Source organism: bacterium (assembly GCA_036504735.1).
Taxonomy (GTDB): Bacteria; Electryoneota; RPQS01; order RPQS01; family RPQS01; genus DASXUQ01.
Window position 1 is genome coordinate 48398 of the sequence record DASXUQ010000008.1, and the last position, 18244, is coordinate 66641.

General features: G+C 59.6%; 17 protein-coding genes. All 17 read left to right on the plus strand.

What is annotated here, in order from left to right; all coding sequences use genetic code 11:
• Window positions 1-46: 46 nt before the first annotated feature.
• The gene (acpS, locus tag VGL38_06270) at window positions 47-430 is read left to right on the plus strand and encodes a holo-ACP synthase (protein HEY3295022.1); all 384 of its coding nucleotides are present in this window, start codon (window positions 47-49) and stop codon (window positions 428-430) included.
• A 75-nt stretch (window positions 431-505) separates the two neighbouring features.
• Window positions 506-2638 (plus strand): YCF48-related protein, encoded by a 2133-nt coding sequence (locus VGL38_06275; GenBank protein ID HEY3295023.1) that lies wholly within the window; start codon window positions 506-508, stop codon window positions 2636-2638.
• Between the two features lie 208 nt (window positions 2639-2846).
• A complete protein-coding gene (locus tag VGL38_06280) occupies window positions 2847-5297 on the plus strand; it encodes a T9SS type A sorting domain-containing protein (protein HEY3295024.1) in 2451 nt (816 codons plus the stop codon).
• A gap of 125 nt (window positions 5298-5422) precedes the next feature.
• Window positions 5423-7573: a T9SS type A sorting domain-containing protein gene (locus VGL38_06285; protein ID HEY3295025.1), complete on the plus strand. Its 2151-nt coding sequence runs from the start codon at window positions 5423-5425 to the stop codon at window positions 7571-7573.
• Window positions 7574-7774: 201 nt separating this feature from the next.
• Window positions 7775-9382, plus strand: coding sequence for an NAD(P)H-hydrate dehydratase (locus VGL38_06290; GenBank protein HEY3295026.1), 1608 nt, complete (start codon window positions 7775-7777; stop codon window positions 9380-9382).
• Window positions 9379-9834, plus strand: a complete 456-nt coding sequence (locus VGL38_06295; protein HEY3295027.1) for a VanZ family protein — start codon at window positions 9379-9381, stop codon at window positions 9832-9834. The genes VGL38_06290 and VGL38_06295 overlap by 4 nt, the downstream gene beginning before the upstream one ends.
• Before the next feature lie 51 nt (window positions 9835-9885).
• Window positions 9886-10326: a single-stranded DNA-binding protein gene (locus tag VGL38_06300; GenBank protein HEY3295028.1), complete on the plus strand. Its 441-nt coding sequence runs from the start codon at window positions 9886-9888 to the stop codon at window positions 10324-10326.
• 432 nt (window positions 10327-10758) lie between these two features.
• The gene (locus tag VGL38_06305) at window positions 10759-11613 is read left to right on the plus strand and encodes a hypothetical protein (protein HEY3295029.1); all 855 of its coding nucleotides are present in this window, start codon (window positions 10759-10761) and stop codon (window positions 11611-11613) included.
• 65 nt (window positions 11614-11678) lie between these two features.
• Window positions 11679-13052 carry a T9SS type A sorting domain-containing protein gene (locus VGL38_06310; protein HEY3295030.1) on the plus strand — a complete coding sequence of 458 codons (1374 nt, stop codon included), beginning with the start codon at window positions 11679-11681 and terminating at the stop codon, window positions 13050-13052.
• A gap of 249 nt (window positions 13053-13301) precedes the next feature.
• The gene (locus VGL38_06315; protein HEY3295031.1) at window positions 13302-13844 is read left to right on the plus strand and encodes a hypothetical protein; all 543 of its coding nucleotides are present in this window, start codon (window positions 13302-13304) and stop codon (window positions 13842-13844) included.
• 311 nt (window positions 13845-14155) lie between these two features.
• Complete coding sequence (locus VGL38_06320) at window positions 14156-14305, plus strand: hypothetical protein (protein ID HEY3295032.1); 150 nt, start codon at window positions 14156-14158, stop codon at window positions 14303-14305.
• Between the two features lie 18 nt (window positions 14306-14323).
• On the plus strand, window positions 14324-15202 hold the full coding sequence (locus tag VGL38_06325; protein HEY3295033.1) for a hypothetical protein: 879 nt from the start codon (window positions 14324-14326) through the stop codon (window positions 15200-15202).
• 137 nt (window positions 15203-15339) lie between these two features.
• Window positions 15340-15963 (plus strand): hypothetical protein, encoded by a 624-nt coding sequence (locus VGL38_06330; GenBank protein HEY3295034.1) that lies wholly within the window; start codon window positions 15340-15342, stop codon window positions 15961-15963.
• Entirely contained in the window at window positions 15957-16370 is a 414-nt protein-coding gene (locus VGL38_06335; protein HEY3295035.1) for a hypothetical protein, read from the plus strand. The genes VGL38_06330 and VGL38_06335 overlap by 7 nt, the downstream gene beginning before the upstream one ends.
• 43 nt (window positions 16371-16413) lie before the next feature.
• Window positions 16414-16572 (plus strand): hypothetical protein, encoded by a 159-nt coding sequence (locus tag VGL38_06340; protein HEY3295036.1) that lies wholly within the window; start codon window positions 16414-16416, stop codon window positions 16570-16572.
• Between the two features lie 54 nt (window positions 16573-16626).
• The gene (locus VGL38_06345) at window positions 16627-17565 is read left to right on the plus strand and encodes a hypothetical protein (protein ID HEY3295037.1); all 939 of its coding nucleotides are present in this window, start codon (window positions 16627-16629) and stop codon (window positions 17563-17565) included.
• A 16-nt stretch (window positions 17566-17581) separates the two neighbouring features.
• The gene (locus VGL38_06350) at window positions 17582-18241 is read left to right on the plus strand and encodes a hypothetical protein (protein ID HEY3295038.1); all 660 of its coding nucleotides are present in this window, start codon (window positions 17582-17584) and stop codon (window positions 18239-18241) included.
• The last annotated feature ends 3 nt before the right edge of the window (window positions 18242-18244 follow it).

The following is an 18244-nucleotide window of genomic DNA, read 5'->3' on the forward strand; positions in this document are numbered from 1 at the left end:
CAAACTGATCAAATTGCAATAAAAGAAGTGAGCGACTGCCGCCCGGATGGATACACCGCCCAAACCGATTCTGCCGTCCTGCGGCATTGACCTGATGGATGTCGAGCGCATCCGCAAGATGCTCGACGACACCGAATTTCTGGAACGGATTTTTACCGAGCAGGAGCGCGCCGACTGCCTGAGCCGGATTCGCGCCGACGAATGCCTGGCCGCGCGCTGGGCCGCCAAAGAAGCCGTGGCCAAGGCGCTGGGCGTGGGCATCGGCCAGTATCTGGCATTCCGCGATGTCGAAGTAACCATCACCAAAGGCCAGCCGCCGCAGATCCGGATTCACGGCGCTTATGCCGACTATCCGATGCGTATTGCGGTGAGCCTGACTCACACCCGCACCACCGCTGCCGCCGTTGTCATGATTTATCCGGATGAGTGATCCGGCGAAAGTTCGCCGCGTTTGCCGGTCCGGTCTTATCGTTTGTTCCGCCACGCACATGCAGAGGGAGGTCTCATGAGAATTCTCAAGGCTTTGGCTGTTGTTGTCCTTGCACTAATGTTCGTGCCGCGCCTTGGCGCGCAGACGTGGCAGTGGCAAAATCCGCAGCCCAACGGTAATGCTGTCAATCATGTGGCCTTTGCCGATTCCCTGACGGGCTGGGCCGTGGGCGGCTTCGGTATGATCCTGAAGACCACCGACGGTGGCGTGACGTGGACCGAACAGACGGTGAACTCCCGTGCCCGTTTTGAAAGCGTGGCCTGCGTGGGCTCGCAGCATGTCTGGGCGGCAGGCTACAATTGGCAGACCCGGCGCGGCACTATGGCCCGCTCGACCGACGGCGGACAGACGTGGACGCTGCAATACGGCTGGCAGAATCTCTGGTTTCAGCAGGTGCTCTTTACCGATACGGCCAACGGTTGGGCGGCTGGCGACGGAAAGATCTACCACACCGCCAACGGCGGCCAAACATGGCAGGCGCAGTTCACCAATAACAACTACGGTCTGTATGGCCTGACGGCCTTGGACGCGCAGACCGCGTGGGCCGTGGGCTATGACTACATGAGCTACGCCGCCGTGATTCTGCACACCACCGACGGCGGCGCCAACTGGCAGCACCAGTTTTCCAACAGCCTCGGGCATTTGTGGGATGTTTCGTTTGTCAACGCCGACACCGGCTGGGTGGTGGGTGTGGACCGCAACATCCTCAACACCACCGATGGCGGCCAGACGTGGACGGAGTGGGTTTCCGAGACGGTCTCGCCGCATAATGTCCAGTTTCTCAGCGCGCAGACCGGGTTCATCGCCTGTTATGACGGCATCGTACTGCATACGGCCAATGCGGGCGCATCGTGGGACACGCTGCGTTTTTCCACCAGCGCCTACCCACGGGACATCTATTTTGACAGTGAGCAGCGCGGCTGGATCTGCGGCACCGGCAGTGCCATCTATCGCACGACGGACGGCGGGCAGAACTGGAGCGCCCGTGGCAGCGGCACTGGAGCTTTCCTGAATGGTGTGTGCTTCACGGATACCAGCAACGGCTGGGCCTCGGGGAGTCTGGGCACCATGCTGCATACCACCAACGGCGGGGCTCAGTGGGCACCGCAGAATACGGGAAGCACCCGCCACTTCTTTGCCGACGTGCAGTTTGTCAACTCGCAGGAAGGCTGGGCGTGCGGCACGACGATTATCCACACCACCGATGGCGGCAGCACATGGATCACGCAGGACAGCACGCTGGAGTCCGGACTCGAGCGGCTGGCCTTTGCCGATGCGCGTCATGGCTGGGCGGTGGGCTTCGGCGGGTCGATTCTGCATACCACCGACGGTGGGCAGACGTGGACGCCGCAGTCCTCTCCGCGCAGCACGGACTTCTATGATATTGCCTGCACGGACAGCCTGCATGCCTGGGCCGTTACCCACGATGACAGCGATCCTTACAACGGCTATGTGATCGCCACCACGGACGGCGGTGTCAATTGGGTCATCCGCGCCACGTTGCAGTACGGCTATGTTTTCAGCATCACCATGCAGGACAGCCTGCACGGCTTCATCGCCGGGGCCTCGCTGCTTAACGGCTCGGCGATGATTGCGACGACGTTGGACGGCGGGGCCACGTGGATCCCTTCCAGTAACAACTTCGGTGCCATCTTCCTCTCGATTCGCGCTTCCGGCCAGACCGTCGTTGCCGCGTCCACGTGGGGGCTGATCATGCGCTCCTCGGACGGCGGCCAGAACTGGGGGGTGGATACCACCGTCACCGATAACCAGCTTTGGGCCTTGGCTCTGGCCGGGCCGGATCATGCCTGGGCGGTCGGCGAGGGCGGATCCATTTTGCGCTGCGCCAGCGCGCCCGCCGCGGCGGATCCGGTGACTCCGCTGCCCGCAGCCTTCAGTGTCTGTGCCTATCCCAATCCCTTCAATCCGATTTCTACTCTCGAACTCACCTTGCCGCGCACTACGCGTGTGCGGGTGTCGCTCTATGACATTCAGGGCCGTCTGGTCACCCTATTGACAGACCGCCTGTTTGCCGCGGGAACCCAGCGGATTACCGTCGATGGCCGCGCTCTGGCCAGCGGTCTCTACTTCGCCCGCATCGAGTCCGGCGACTTTGTAAGAACGCAGCGTCTGATGCTGCTGAAGTAAGGGATGAAGGCGCAGGGATGAGACTACTCCCCATCTGACTTGTCATTCTGGACCCCGCGTCAGCGGGTGTCCAGAATCCCAAACCCCAGCGGCCTGTATTCTTTCTCCCTTTCTCCACTTCAGTGGGGAAAGGGCCGGGGATAGGGGTTCTATCTTCTATAATTTTCGCTTTTTGGTTTTTGGCTCTTCACATCAACGGGAGGCAACTATGAAAGTCTTCTTGTGTGTACTTTGCTGTCTGGCACTGGCAGGAATGCTGCTGGCCGAAGGTGGCGATCCCTGGGCTGGAGTTGTTCAACGTGGCGGCAGCGGCAGCCTCGATCAGCAATGGGGTCCGGATGCCTACGGCTATCGCGCCAAAAACCAGCAGGAAACCGGAGGGCCTACGCCGCAATGGCTGGACATCGTCGGCCTGGGCAGTCAAATTACCGGACTGCAGGATGACAACGTGGTCGGCCCGCTTCCCATCGGATTCAACTTTCACTACTACTGGTATGATGTGGATGAGTTCTCTGTGGGCTCCAACGGCTACATCAAGTTCTCCACCCGCGGCCAGATCGCCTCGCCCTTTGTGCAGTTTCCCAATGCGGCTCCGCCTAATGACGTCGTCGGCGTGTATGTGACCGACTGGGTGTTCGGCGGTGCCACCGATTCCAGCCGCTGCTACGCCTGGAGCAACGCCGTCGATACTCTGGTGGTGGCGTTCCTCAACGTCCCGGCCTACAGCGGCGCGGGCTCGCATAATTTCGAGATCATTCTCTCGGGGGTGGATTCGTCCATCACCTTCCAATATGGCGACCAAATCGGCACCGCCAGCGGCGCGGTGGCCGTCGGCATCGAGAACCTCAGCGGCACCGTCGGTTTAAATACTCTGTTCGGCACTCATCCCACCTCCAATACGGCGATCCGATTTGAGTATCCCGACACGGTGACCTATACCAACAGCAGTCTGGCCGTTGCCGCACTGCAGAACCCGCTGTCCAACGGGTTCTTTGTGCAGGCCGGCGACACGGTCCGTCCGTGGCTGCAAATCGCCGACATGGGCAACCAGCCGCAGCCGGCCTGTTCGGTCAGCTACAGTATCCGCCGCCTGTCCACCGGGATTGTCGCCAGCTTCGATACGGTCCTCGGAGTGATTGAACCTTCCGATACGCTGACCCTGACTCCTTCCTTGCGCTGGCAGGCGGTGGACACCGGCGCGTATCTGGCCGAGGCACGGGTCTCCGGCACGTTCGGCAGCAACACGGCGCGCACCGAGTTCCACGTGGTCACTCTGCCGGGGGAACTGGCGTATGATGACGGCGGTTCGGACCGGCCTTCCAGTTGGACCGGCGCTAACCGTGGCGTGGCGATGGAATTTGTCCCGCCCGCCTATCCTGTCACCGTGTCTCAGACACGGTTGTATGTCAGCAGCGGAAGCGGCGCGTATGATGTGGCCCTCTTCCACAATGACGGTCCCAACGGTTCACCGGGAACGGAGTTCTGGCGGCATCATTTCACCGGCGCGACCACCGGTTGGAATGCCATTGCGGTACCGCGAGATAGTGGCCTGATTCAGGACGGCTCCTTCTTTGTGGCCTACTACACGCCCGCATCATTCCAGTTCGGCGTGGATACCACGTCCGCGCAGGGCTTTTCCCACCGCTGCTGGGAATTTGTCAACAGTTGGGGGCAGAACAAATTCTGGAACATCGGCGACCTCATGATCCGCTGTTCCCTGCGGCCCATCTATCCGCCTCCCGGACCCTTTACGCGCACGGTTCCGGCCAACGGGGCCACCGTGCCGTGGATGCAGGGTCTGGTGCGCTTTGCGTGGACTCCGTCGCTTGACCCGGGAACCACCGTCAGCTATCATCTGAATGTCAGCTCCGGCGACTATCACCGCACGTTCGTTACCCCCGACACCATGTACTATGACAGTCTGTCGTGGTTCTACGGCGGCTTCCCGCGGGCGGATGTCACCTGGACGGTATGGGCCACCAACGGTCAGGATTCGGTGCAGGCCACCAACGGCCAGGGATTCTTCCATCTCAATGCCAACCACGCGCCGGGCGCGTTTAGCCGCGTCGCGCCGCGTGATACGCTGCAGCCCCTTGCGGCGACTGTGGTGTGTCGCTGGTCGCACTCCACGGATGTGGACAGCGATCCCGTGCGCTATGTGTTCCATATCGAGCAGCGCCCCGGTTCCTATCCGGTTGCGCCGCACGATACGGTGACGTCCGATACCCTCGTTACGGTCCGCATTCCCATCCCTGTAGATCCTTTGGCTGTGATCCACAACTTCTACTGGACGGTGCGCGCCACGGACATTTTCGACACCACCAACGCGTCCAATGGCGAGGGCCATTTCACCATGGACATTCCGGCAGGAACCGGCGATCTGTCGATGCCGCTGATCACGGAATATGCTCTGTCGAGTTATCCGAATCCGTTCAATTCGACGGCGGCGATCAGCTACGATCTTCCTCATGCGTCCACCGTGGAACTGAGGGTCTACAACCTGATGGGTGAACAGGTCGCCTTGCTGCAGCAAGGTTACCGGGCTCCGGGCCGTTACCGCATCGAGTGGAACGCCGCCGCCCAGGGTTCAGGCACCTACTTTGCCGTGTTGAAAGCGGGCAATACCACCAAAATCCAAAAACTGTTGCTGATGAAGTAACAGACATCTATTTGCCGCGCGGGGCAGACCTTTCGCCCCGCGCGGCGCGGCTATTTTCTTTGGGAGATTGTTTACTGGTTCTGGGAGGGTAAGAAACTTACGGGTCGCAAACTTGGGAGGCAGCTATGAGAACGCGCATTTTGGTCGTGCTGTGTAGTCTGTTGCTTGCGGTCAGTGTCTATGCGGAAGGCCCTTGCGCCAGCGGTCGGCTGGTTCAGGGTGATGATGGCAGAGGTTTGGATCAATCATGGGGGCCGGATGGGTGCGGCTACCGCGCCAAGGACAGCAATGAGCCCGGCGGCCCGGAGGTGCAATGGCTGGACATCAGCGGGTTCGGCACAGAGGTCAACGGGCTGGCCGATGATAATATCGTCGGCTCCTTTGCCATTGGTTTCCCGTTCCATTATTACTGGTACAATGTCCACCAGTTCTGGATCGGTTCCAACGGTTACATCAAGTTTTCGTCACCGGGCATGATGGTCGCGCCGCTGCCGACGTTCCCCAATGCGGCACCGCCCAATGACGTCATCGGTCCGTATGTCGCAGACTGGGTCTTCGGACCTGAAGACTCCAGCCGCTGTTACTATTGGTCCAACCATGCCGACACGCTGGTCGTGATGTGGAAGTCCATCGAGCCCTATAGCGGCACGGATCGGTTCAATTTCGAAATGATCCTGTGCGCGGTGGATTCCTCAATCACCTTTCAGTACGGGTCCCGGGAGGGAACCCATGCGCTGCCCGTTGGCGCCATTGCGGGGATCGAGGACCTGAACGGACTTTGCGGGTTGACCACGGGCTACGGTTTCGGCCCGCGCTTCAACTATGCCATCCATTTTGCCTCGCCGGTGGGTGGGGCACAGTCCGGGCATGACATGGCGGTGCTGGCGGTGCAGAACCCGCAGTCAGCGGGCTACTTCCTCGTTCCCGGTGACGTCGTGCATCCCTGGGTACAGATCGCCAACCTCGGCGCCTACGCCGAGCCGGCCTGTTCCCTGCACTTCGTCATCCGGCGGCCCAACCACACGGTGCTCGCCGCCTTTGACACAACCCTCGGCGCCACCAACCCACTGGATACATTGACGGTTGCCTGGCAAAGGGAATGGGTTGCCGCCGACACAGGCACCTACCTTGCCGAAGCCGTTGTCGAAATTTCCGACGACCATGTGGCACGGAATGATACCCAACGCGCGGAAATTCATGTTGCCCCTGTGGGCGGGGAATTGGGGTATGATGACGGCGTCGCCGATCGGGAAGCCGGCTGGATGTTTCCGGCAGGGCATGCTATGGCCATGCAGTTCGCGCCGCCGGTCTATCCCGTGGCGCTGACACAGGTGCGGATCTACAACATGTGGGTAGACGATTTTTCGTATGATCTATCTATCCTCGCCGGTGACGGCCCGGGCGGCGCTCCGGGGACGGAACTGTGGCGGCGAACGGTAACCGTCACGAGCGGGTGGACGAGCGCCGATCTGCCTGTAGACAGCGTCATCATTCGCAGCGGCACATTTTACGTGGCGTCGTGGGTGCCGTCGCAATGCGGGTTCTTCCTCGATACCACGTCCGCTCAGGGGATCTCCCACCGCCTGTGGGAATACTATCCCAATGGCGGCTGGGAGCAGGCCCGCTGGTGGGCCGGTGGTGAACTGATGGTGCGCGCATCCTACCGTGCGATATTTGCGCCGCCCGCGCCCTTCACCCGCCTGGAGCCTGCCGATCAAAGTTCGCAAACGTGGCTGCAAGGAGAAATCCCCTTCCGCTGGACGGCATCGCGGGATTCGGGAGCGACGGTGACCTATCATCTGACCATCCATTCCGGTGACTACAGCCGCACCATCGCCACCACCGACACATTCTATGCGGACAGTTGTGACTGGTTCTACTTGGGCAACCCGCGCGCGGACGTGCAATGGTCGGTCATGGCGACCAACGGTGTGGACAGCACCAGCGCCACCAACGGCGAGGGCTACTTCTGGCTCTTCACCCTCGGCGCTCCGCAGGAAGCTCCATCCCTGATCACGGAATATGCTCTGTCGAGTTATCCCAATCCGTTCAATTCGACGGCGGCCATCCGCTATGACCTGCCGCAAGCTTCGCAGGTGGAACTGAAGGTCTACAACCTGATGGGTGAACAGGTGGCCTTGCTTCAGCAGGGTTACCGCGCTCCGGGCCGTTACCGTATCGAATGGAACGCCGCCGCCCAAGGCTCGGGCACTTACTTTGCCGTGTTGAAAGCGGGCAGCACTACCAAAATCCAGAAGCTGCTGCTGATGAAGTAAGGCCAGCCTACTTCTTCTAAGGGGAGGACCCGCTAACCGTTGATGCGGCATGCGTCTGGGAATTTCGCATGCCCGGCTAAGGCAGTGTTGAGCGGGGCAGGTCAAAGCCCAAGAGACCTGCCGCCGCGACGCTTGTGGGGGTTCTGCTCTTCGTATTTTTTTGCTTTTCGTTTTTTCGCTTTTTCATATTTTCGGAAACCCATGCTTCCACTTTTAACGTCCGAACAGATGCGCCAACTGGATGCGCATGCGATAGATACCGTCGGCATTCCGGGGATTGTCCTCATGGAAAATGCCGCGCGGGCCGTGCTGGAAACCATTGAAGACCGCTACGGCGATGTGGATGCGCTGAATGTGGCCGTCGTCTGCGGACCGGGCAATAACGGAGGGGACGGCTTTGCCATCGCCCGCCAGCTTCTGCTGCGCGGCGCGGATGTGGATGTGTTCTTCCTCGGCGAAGAAAAACAGATCACAGGTGACGCGCTCACCAACTTTTTACTGCTCGATCCGCTGGGGCTGTCCGTGGTCCACTGGCATGGGCAGGATGAAGGCGTGTCCCTGTCCGATTATGACCTGATTGTGGATGCCATCTTCGGCACGGGAAACACCCGCGCCCCTTCCGGGGTATACCAACAGGCGATAGAAGCGATCAATGAGTCCGCCGCGCACGTGGTATCGGTGGATGTGCCTTCCGGCGTGGATGCCACCAGCGGTTCTGTGCCCGGCATCGCGGTTGAAGCGGATGTGACCGTCACCTTTCAGCAGGTCAAGTGCGGGCTGATGCTCCCGCCCGGACGGAATTTCGCCGGCGATCTCATCGCCAGTCCGATTTCCATTCCCGATATCGAAGAGGTGCTGGCCAGTGCGCCGTTTGCCCTGCCCGAAGACGCGGATATTCTGGAGAACCTGCCTGCCCGCCCGCGGGAAGCACACAAGGGAATCTTCGGCAATCTCCTGATTATCGCCGGCTCGCGCGGGATGAGCGGTGCGGCGCGGCTGATGAGCCTGGCGGCTTTGCGCTGCGGAGTGGGCCTGGTCAAGGTGGCCACCCCGGAGAGCATCCGCGCGGAAGTGGCAACCTTCCGGCCCGAAGTGATGACCATCGGCCTGCCCGAAACCGCTTCAGGAGCTATTGCCGCATCCGCGCTGGAAACTCTCCAGCCCTATCTGGAGTGGGCAAACTGCATCGCAATCGGTCCCGGAATGGGCACCGATGCGGAGACGGCGCAGTTCCTCGCCGGGCTGTTTGCAGCGGCATCGCTGCCGATGGTGATCGACGCCGACGCACTCAACATCATTTCTGCAAATAATTTACTTGACAAATTGCCCAAAGATGTTATCCTAACGCCGCACCCCGGCGAGTTTGACCGCTTGACAGGCAGGAAGCACACGGACCTTCAGGAACGGATCGTGGCCGCGGCGGCATTCGCTGAAGGCCACGGCCTGAATCTGGTGCTCAAGGGCGCGCCGACCGTCTGCTTTGATGCCGATGGCTTTGGCGTGATCAATCCCACGGGCAACCCCGGACTGGCTACGGCGGGCTCGGGAGACGTGCTGGCGGGCATTATCGGGGCGCTGCGCACCCAAGGGCTGGAATCCTACACTGCCGCCTGGGTGGGGTGCTATCTTCATGGGCGGGCGGCGGACCTGGTGGTGGAAAGCGCAGGCACGGCAATGCTCGTCGCGGGCGACGTGATCACCTATCTTCCCCCCGCCTTCGGTTCGGTCCAGCCTAAAGAAGCCGTGGAGGAGGGGGAATCGTCCTCTCACCACGGCTGCGACGGACACTGCAACAAACATCATTCATGACGTCACCCTTTTCTTCGCGCACGGGATCTTCGTTTCGGTTTTTTGTACAGGCATTCTGGTTGATGGCGGCGCTGGCCTGGACCGCCGTGGTGCTGGATCTGGCGCTGGGGCCGCCGGGCAAGACGGGCTGGATTACGAAACTGCTGGGGGGTGACAAGGTGGTGCATGCCCTTGCCTTTACGGTCGGAGAGATCGTGTGGGTGAAGAGCATCGAGACGCTGGCGCGGCTGCGGCACTGGGCAGCGGTCATTGTCGGGACGCTGATTGCCTTAGCCGTTGGTGTAGCCATAGAGCTTGCGCAGCGCTACACTCCGTCGCGGACCTCCGACATCAAGGATTTTTTTGCCGACGTCGTGGGAGTCCTCCTTGCGCTGGTGGTTTTGAGCCTATGGGCAATCTGGCACACGTCGCGCAGGTCCACACCCCTTGATTCGCATGGAATTACGAAGTAGACATTCCTATTCGGACACATCCAATCTTATTGATTATGAAGGAGAATTAACTTGTCAGGCACCGTCAACCGCGTTATATTAGTGGGGAGACTCGGGAAAGACCCGGAGATCAAGTACACGCCTTCGGGAATGGCTATGGCCACGTTCTCACTGGCCACCGATGAGAACCGCAAAGACAACGAAGGCAAGTGGCAGTCCCAGACGGAATGGCACAATATCATTCTCTGGGGCAAGGAGGCCGAGCGGGCCGGAGAGTTCCTCAAGAAGGGTCGCCTCATCTACGTCGAGGGTCGCCTCCAGACCCGAAGCTGGGATGATCCACAAGGAGGGGGCCAGAGATACCGCACCGAGATCATCGGCAACCGCTTTGTGATGTTAGGTGCGCGTCAGGAAGGTGCAGAAAGTTCGGGGACTACTACTACTTCCGCACCGATGCCGACCCCTGCTGACAGTACAGAACGATCTGCTGAGGATGAGGACTTGCCGTTTTAGGATAGGCGTGGGAAAATTTCTACGGCGTGTCCGAAAACTCTTGACAACCGGAGAAAATTTAGCTATTCTAAACTGGCTACTCGGTAAAGGGGACGGATTCCCCTTGACTGTTGCCAGTGGGTCTTAGAAATCAATATCTTGCCAACAGTTTTGACCCCTCGATTCCACAAAAAACGGGGGGCAGGGACAAGAGGGTGCAGCCGTGACTGTGCCACGAGGTCGGGTCAGTTGTGACCCGAAAAAAATGTCCTTAATCAAAACTATACTTAATGCACTTGAGTTGGCGGGTAGAGTGGTGGAAAAGGTCCAAGTTGAAGAAAGTGACTAAGTTGGAAGGGCCATGAGGCCAGGTATAGAAACGCTGTGTTCGTAGTGTTAGAGGAGTTAGGTCAAAGGGATTCTCTCCAGAAATCTCTGTGTCTAAGGAGAAAGATGATGAAGAAAGTCATGTTTGTGTTGGTCAGCTTGCTCGTCGTAAGCTCGTTTGCCTTCGCGTTGGAGTCTGGACCCTCCAACAAAGTTGGCTACGTGAAGATTCAGTGCAACGGCGGCACGTCTGCGGTGTATACGGCGTTCGGTCTGCCGTTCAAGTTCTGGACCGTGCCCACGGGCAACGTTCCGACCTACGGTACCGAGTCTCGTAAGCCGTCGAGCATCGTGGGTACGCAGACCAACTGCGGTACGTCTTTGACTGCCGACCGTATCGTGCGTCAGGACGTAGGCCGGTTTGCCTATCGTAACAGCGCGTCGAGCTGCACGTGGGCGGGCCAGTTGGAGACGAACCCGGCCGATATGGAACCGGGACGCGCCTACTGGTATCGCAACAATTCCGGTGCGGTCCGTAACCTCGTGCTGGCAGGCGAAGCCGACACCACGGGTATTGGCATCCCCACCGTGACGATTACCGCCCCGACTACGCAACCGCTTATCCCCACGCCCTATTCCTGGCGTGATCCCCGCGATGTCCCGCGTGAGCGTCTGAACCTTCTGGCTCAGGGCTTCACGGGTGGTACCAGCTTGACGTCGGACAAGGTTCTGGCTCAGGTCGGCGGCGCGGCGTTTACGTATAATACCAGCACCAACCTCTGGTCTGGCGGCTTGACCGTAGTTTCCCCGGGCGTTGCTTATTGGATCCAGAATAAGCATTCGGGCCATACGTGGAACTACACCTACAACGCTTCTGGCGTTCCCCTCACGATGCCCGACGGCAACACCATTTCGACCATGAAGATCAGCACCCATAAGGTTGCTCCGGTCGCCAAGAATACCGTCAAGGCAGGCAATTAATCGACTTCGATGAATACGAATTGGTCACGGATTAGACTGGCGCTTAAAAAGTAAGGAGAAGGTTCATGAAGGTCAAATTGTTAGTTTTTGCGGCAGCCCTGCTCGCGCTGACGTCGCTCAGCTTCGCGCAGAACTTCGTCGCTTGTTTTTACTACGACGGAAGTCAGCTCACCGCCAATTGTGACGGCACCGGCGGCGCGCTTCCCGACGGTACCCCCATGGTCATCTATTACGACGCTAACAGCAACGGCCCGGACGCTGCTGATCAGCCGGCTACTGTTTGCTCCAATCCGCCCGACTGCGCCGATGGCCCCGCCGGTACGGTTAACTTCAATACGTTCGTTATCAACAGCGCTGAAGTGGGTCTTGAGCCCGGCCAGTTCCTGAGCGAGCCGTGCTTCACCAGTTCGGGCATCACCCCTTCGCCGTCCCGTTACTACATCAAGCTCACGGCTGCCAACGGCTTGGTTTGGATGAGCCCGGTGTTCACGCTTGCGGTTGGTCCGCAGGACGTCTATTGCGGCCCCTGGACCTGCACCCCTCCTCCTCCCCCGACCTGCACCCCGATCCCCGACACCCGCGCCGTGACGTTCGCCCCGGTGTCCGGTAATGTTCAGGATCAGGCTGCCTGCATCACCCTGTGCCACGCCTATCCGACCGTGACCGTGTGTGTTGGCCCGACGCTGTTTGGCCGCCTGCCGGAAGTTGTCGCCAGCTCGAACTGCCAGTGCGACCCGCATCAGGCCGCTGGCTACACGTTTGACGGCAGCATGGCCGGCCCGTGGGTTTGGAATGCCGCCACGATGAGCTATTGCCAGCAGATCGTCCTCGGCCCCAACGGCACCGAAGGCTGCGTTGAGCTGCATTTTGATTACATCTTGGCCGCCCGTGTCACCGACGTGCAGATTCTCCCGCGTGACAATTCGGTCAGCGTCAGCTTCAAGACGGCTTCCGAAACCAACATGGCCCGTTACGAAGTTCGCCGCAATGGCAACGTGGTCGCCCGCCTGGATGCCAACAATGGCTCCACCGAGCATAGCTACAGCTACACCGACAACAGCGCTGCCAATGGCACCACCTACACCTACGAACTGGTGTCCGTGAGCGTTGACGGTTCGACCAACCTCGAAGCCACCCAGGCTGTGACGCCGGATCAGAACCACGCGCTGGTGACCGAGTACGCTCTGCACCAGAACTTCCCGAACCCCTTCAACCCGACGACCTCGATTCGGTTTGACCTGGTCGAGAACAACTTCGTCAGCCTGAAGATCTACAATGCCAACGGCCAGGAAGTGTCGACGATCGTCAATGGCAACCGCCAGGCGGGTGTCAATGTCGTCAACTTCGACGCCACCAACCTGACCAGCGGCCTGTATTTCTACACCGTGAAGGTCGGCAATGTTTACAGCGCCACGAAGAAGATGCTTCTGGTGAAGTAAGCGGATTGGTTTGTCCCTTTCAGAGCGGGGTCTGGCCTCCAGACCCCGCTCTGCGTAAGGGCACTCCGGAAATGGAATTCAAAAAGTGAAAAACGAAAAGGTGTTGGATCAGGAATTCGCATTTTTCGTTTTTCATTTTTAGTTTAGTAATGGGATATGATGACAAGTGCCCCGGCGCGGATCCCGTCCCGGTTGGCACAAACGTTGCAGCGTTCTGTGTGGTTAAAACACAGGAAGAGGAAGATGATAATGGTTCGCTGGTTTGCTGGCATAGCCACACTGCTTTTACTGCTGACGGTCACTGCGTCCGCACAACCTTTCTCCGCCACGTGGATCTACATTTCGGACGGCGGAAATGCCGCGCTGACGACCGCGTGTCCGCCGCAAGGGACCACTCCGATCCCCGACGGACGAATTGTCAAGATTTTCTGGGATTCCAACAACAACGGTCCCGATCTGGTAGACCCGCAACCGCAGGTCTGCATTGATCCCCCCGATTGTATTGATGGCCCTCCCGGATCGGTGAATTACAATCAGTTCCAAATGAATGGAACGGCTGGAGGTTACGGCGCGGGTTACTTTGTCACGGACAACCCGAACTTTGCCAGCAGCGGTGTTACACCGGATCCTTCACGCTATTATCTGCGAATTTATCAGCCGGATGGTGTCACCGTGTTGTGGACCAGCCGTGCCTTTACGATTACCACAGGCGCCCAGGAAATCTGGATGCAGCAGAGCGACTGGACCTGCGGAACCGGACCCCAGTGCGTGGTTCGGGACGAGCACGAATAGTTCGCGTTTGTGGCCTTAACAGCATATGAGACGTCTGCGAGGCGCATCATCCGGTGCGCCTTTTTCTTCAGACGCGGCGAGGAATCGTCAGAAACGGGTGGGACTGAAGCGGAATTCGCGAGTGGAAGGCCGAATTATGAATCGGATACTATGGATCCGGTTTGACGGATGATCTTGTCAGCGCACAATTTCCGAAGTGTCAAGACAAGGTCAGGCCTTGCAATTTTGAGGGAAACTTGGTACCTTTTCTTCCGTATAAAGACTGAGTCTTTATTCGACATTAGAATACACACACAAGGCGTGGAAAGGCAATGCAGAAACGATTAATTGCAGTGCTGGCTGTGGTGGTGGCGATGACCGGCATGTTCATCACCAACGGCTGCGAGCGGGCCAAAGCGCAGGGCAAGCTGCAGATCATGTACAGCGGCAACATTCGGGGAAACGTCGTCCCCTGCGGTTGACACGACAAAAAAGGTGGAGTGGCCCGGTGGGCTGCTTTTATCAACCGGCAGAAGAATCCCGACGCCTCATGGCTGACGGTGGACGCCGGAGACTATGTGGATCGCGGTGGGAATGGCGGATGCACGAACAAGTGCCAGTTCATGGTGACCAGCTATAAGGATCTCCATTACGATGTGCTGAACATCGGCAAGCAGGAGGTCTGGATGGGCTATGACGCGCTGGACTCGCTGATTCGGGCGACCAAGGCCGCCAAGGGCACGCAGTTCGTATCGGCAAACCTGGTGAACGTGAAGACCAAACGGCCGCTCACGAACCCCACGGTGGTCAAGGATTACGGTCATTTCCGCGTGGGCCTGATCGGCTTGCTGGCGGAGGCGGATTTCCCCAAGGGATCCACGCTGCTGGACAGCACGCATCTGGCGGTCACGCCCTACATGGACGCGGCCAAAAAGTATCTGCCGTCTCTGCTCAAGAAGACGGACGCGGTGGTGGTGCTGGGTGAACTGACCTCAGGTCAGATCGACACGCTGGTGAAGGCCTATCCGGACATCGACGTGGTGATTTCCACCGGTGCGGTCAAGACCGGCGAGGCGCCGTACGTCGTGGGCAAGACCCATGTCCTCGGAACAGGCAGCTCGGGCTACAGCGGCCATTATGCCATGCTGGAGTTTAATCCCTCCCGCTCGGACAGCGTGGGCTTTACCCAGTATCAGGATCAGTTGACGGAAACGTACGAAGAAAAGGGCCTGTGGGCGGACAAGATCGCCGCTTTCAGCGCCATGCCGGCTGCGCCGGCGCAGCCGCTGAAGACGCCGAACCCCGCACTGAACACGTTGCCGACCCAGCCGAAGCCGGCGGCACCGACAGGCGTATCTACGAAGCCCAACGCGGGCTGATCGCTGACTGGCGATTCCCATTGAATCCTGCCGGCGACTGCCTGTTGCCGGCCATCATTCGACTACAACACCTCTCCCGGTTCGCCGGGAGAGGTCTTGCACAGAATCGGATCAGGAATTCAATGAAAGGGATCGTCATGCGAAAGTGTTGGACAATGCTGGGAGCGGCGGCGCTGTTGTTGATCGCCGCCGCTTTTCTTGCGTCATGCAGCAGCCGGAGTGAAGCACAGGGCAAGCTGCAAGTCATGTACAGCGGCAACATCCGGGGCAATGTCTCACCGTGTGGTTGCCATGTTTCCAAGGGCGGCGTGGCCCGGTGGGCTGCTTTTATCAACCGGCAGAAGAATCCCGACGCCTCGTGGCTGACGGTGGACGCCGGAGACTATGTGGATCGCGCGGGGACCGGCGGTTGTACGAGCAAGTGCCAGTTCATGGTGACCAGCTATAAGGATCTCCACTACGATGTGCTGAACATCGGCAAGCAGGAGGTCTGGATGGGCTATGACGCTCTGGACTCGCTGATTCGGGCGACGGAGGGCGCGAAAGGGACGCGATTTGTGTCGGCGAACCTGGTGAACGTGAAGACCAAACGGCCGCTCACGAACCCCACGGTCATCAAAGAGTATGGTCATTTCCGCGTGGGCCTGATCGGCTTGCTGGCGGAGGCGGATTTCCCCAAGGGATCCACGCACTGGACAGTACACGTCTGGCGGTCACGCCCTACATGGACGCGGCCAGGAAGTATCTGCCGTCTTTGCTGAAGAAGACAGACGCGGTGGTGGTGCTGGGCGAATTGAGTTCGGGTCAGATTGACACGCTGGTCAAGGCATTCCCGCAGATCACGATGGTGATTTCTGTCGGGTCGGTTCGATCTGGCGAGACCCCGGCGCTTTCCGGCAAGACGCATGTTCTCGGAACGGGCAGTTCAGGCTATAACGGGCATTGGGCCATGTTGGAGTTTAATCCCGCCCGGCATGACAGCCTTGCCTTCACATCCTATCAGGACCCGTTAATTGACACCTACGACGAGAAGGGATCGTGGGCGGACAAACTGGCGGCCTTCACCGGCAAATCCACTGCGACTCCACAGACACCGCCCGCCAATAGCGTTACCCCCGGCACCGGGCCGAGTACCGCTCCCCCGACATCTGCGGCCTCCAAGGGCTGATCAGGCGGATCATTTTATGAACCTCATTCATTCAGGATTTCCCATGCGACCACGCTGGCTGTTGATGATAGCAGCCGTTATCGCCCTGGGCAGCAGCTCGCTGTTTAGCGTTGCTCTCGCCCGCCGGACCGGCCCGGCCAGTGTGCCGGCGCGCATTCATTTTTCCAGCAACTTCGAAGGCGAACTGGAACCCTGCGGTTGACACGCGAAAAAAGGCGGGCTGGCCCGGAGGGCCGGCTATCTGGAACAACAGCGTGTGGACACGGCGGCCAACCTGACGGTGGACGCCGGGCGCTTTTGCGGCGTGGCGACTCTGCCGTACGGCGCCTTGGGCGTCAACGATACCGTGAAGGCCCGGGCCTTTATCGAGTTCTTCAAACAACTGCATTATGACGCCGTGGCGCTGGGCTCCAGCGAAATGGCGTATGGTCTGGATTTCTGGAAAGCCGAAGCCCGCGGCGGTTTGCCCGTGCTGGCGGCGAATCTGCTCTACAAAGGGAATGTGCTGACCTATCCGAAACCGGACCGGCCGGTCTTCCAGACGGCGCAGCCGCAGCATCGTAGCGATAACGGCCAGTATGTCATCCGCGAACAGAACGGTGTGCGGCTGGGTGTCATCGGCTTCCTCTCGCAGAGCGCATGGAAGGCTGCCAAGGATTCCACCTCGCCGGTCTCTTTCCACTCGCCCTTCGAGATGCACAGCCTTGTGCGTGACGTGGCGGGACAGTGCGACCACCTGACGGTGGTGGGCGACTTCACGCTGCAGGAAGCGGATTCGTTGACGCGGGTCATGCCGGAAATCAATCTGGTGGTGGCCTCGAATATCCGGATCGATCAGTCGCAGCGGCGCAGCCATGCGGTGATTGTCGGTCTGCCGCCCCGCGGCAACACCGGCAACTACGTGGAATGGAATCTGGCCATGCGCGACAGCGCGGATGCGACTTCGCGCACCGTGTCCCTGGAAACGGGCGCGCCCGAAGACACCAGCATCGCGCGGCTTTTGGTGCAGGTCAAAGAGAAGACTACCGGTCCGGCTCCCGTGCCGGCCAAACCGGCTATGGCTCCGGCGCCAACGCCGCCACTTACACCGCCGTCCAAGCCGGCGACTGCAACACAGACATCCAGTGCCATTCCGGCCAAGCCGGTCACTCCGGCTCCGTCCGTTCCGCCGGATCAGGACGGGACGAAGCAATAGACTTCAGGAGACACGTGTGAAGGTTAGAAACTCAACGACTGTGCAATGGGTTGCGGCCATCGTGCTGCTTGCACTGCTGGCTCTGCCCGTCTTTGCCGCGGGCGCGCCGAAACTGGCGCTGGAAAAGGCGAAAATCGACACCAACCGCCCTGTGCTGTTTGATTCCGTGGCAAATCCTCCGCCGTACGTGCCGCAGATCAATCCGTTCAGCATTCTGGCGTCGATGAACTCCTTTAAGACGCCGGTGCTCGATCACAGCGGCAAGCCCCATCAGCATGGGCATGTTATTCAGGTGATTGTAGATGGCGGCAACGGCAGGCAGGATCCGCCGCAGACGGATGGCATGCCGGGCGGCGACGATTCGCTGGCCTATGGCAACTTCAACTTGATTTGTCTGGACGGTCTGGACGATCCGCCGAAGATGAACGAAGCGACGGGTCTGTTCTTCTCGAAGCGGTATTTCATTCCGTTCCTTCCCAGCAGGGCATACTACTTGCGGGTATGGGAAGGGAATGATTATGCCACCGCTCCGTATTACCAGGACTCGAAGGAATATGATGCGGGTGAAGATCGCGGCGGCGCGATGATCACCCTCGCCGTTCCCCACCCGATTGACGTGGACTGGAAGTTCGGACCCTCCATACCCCGGCCACAGCTCGCCAAGTCTACAAAATAGACG

Bases quoted from the DNA above. Each gene is read 5' to 3' on its own strand.
- VGL38_06340 (HEY3295036.1), top strand. From the start codon at position 16,414: ATGCGACCACGCTGGCTGTTGATGATAGCAGCCGTTATCGCCCTGGGC.
- VGL38_06315 (HEY3295031.1), top strand. From the start codon at position 13,302: ATGGTTCGCTGGTTTGCTGGCATAGCCACACTGCTTTTACTGCTGACG.
- VGL38_06290 (HEY3295026.1), top strand. From the start codon at position 7,775: ATGCTTCCACTTTTAACGTCCGAACAGATGCGCCAACTGGATGCGCAT.
- VGL38_06280 (HEY3295024.1), top strand. From the start codon at position 2,847: ATGAAAGTCTTCTTGTGTGTACTTTGCTGTCTGGCACTGGCAGGAATG.
- VGL38_06310 (HEY3295030.1), top strand. From the start codon at position 11,679: ATGAAGGTCAAATTGTTAGTTTTTGCGGCAGCCCTGCTCGCGCTGACG.
- acpS (HEY3295022.1), top strand. From the start codon at position 47: ATGGATACACCGCCCAAACCGATTCTGCCGTCCTGCGGCATTGACCTG.
- VGL38_06320 (HEY3295032.1), top strand. From the start codon at position 14,156: ATGCAGAAACGATTAATTGCAGTGCTGGCTGTGGTGGTGGCGATGACC.
- VGL38_06295 (HEY3295027.1), top strand. From the start codon at position 9,379: ATGACGTCACCCTTTTCTTCGCGCACGGGATCTTCGTTTCGGTTTTTT.
- VGL38_06330 (HEY3295034.1), top strand. From the start codon at position 15,340: ATGCGAAAGTGTTGGACAATGCTGGGAGCGGCGGCGCTGTTGTTGATC.
- VGL38_06305 (HEY3295029.1), top strand. From the start codon at position 10,759: ATGATGAAGAAAGTCATGTTTGTGTTGGTCAGCTTGCTCGTCGTAAGC.
- VGL38_06275 (HEY3295023.1), top strand. From the start codon at position 506: ATGAGAATTCTCAAGGCTTTGGCTGTTGTTGTCCTTGCACTAATGTTC.
- VGL38_06285 (HEY3295025.1), top strand. From the start codon at position 5,423: ATGAGAACGCGCATTTTGGTCGTGCTGTGTAGTCTGTTGCTTGCGGTC.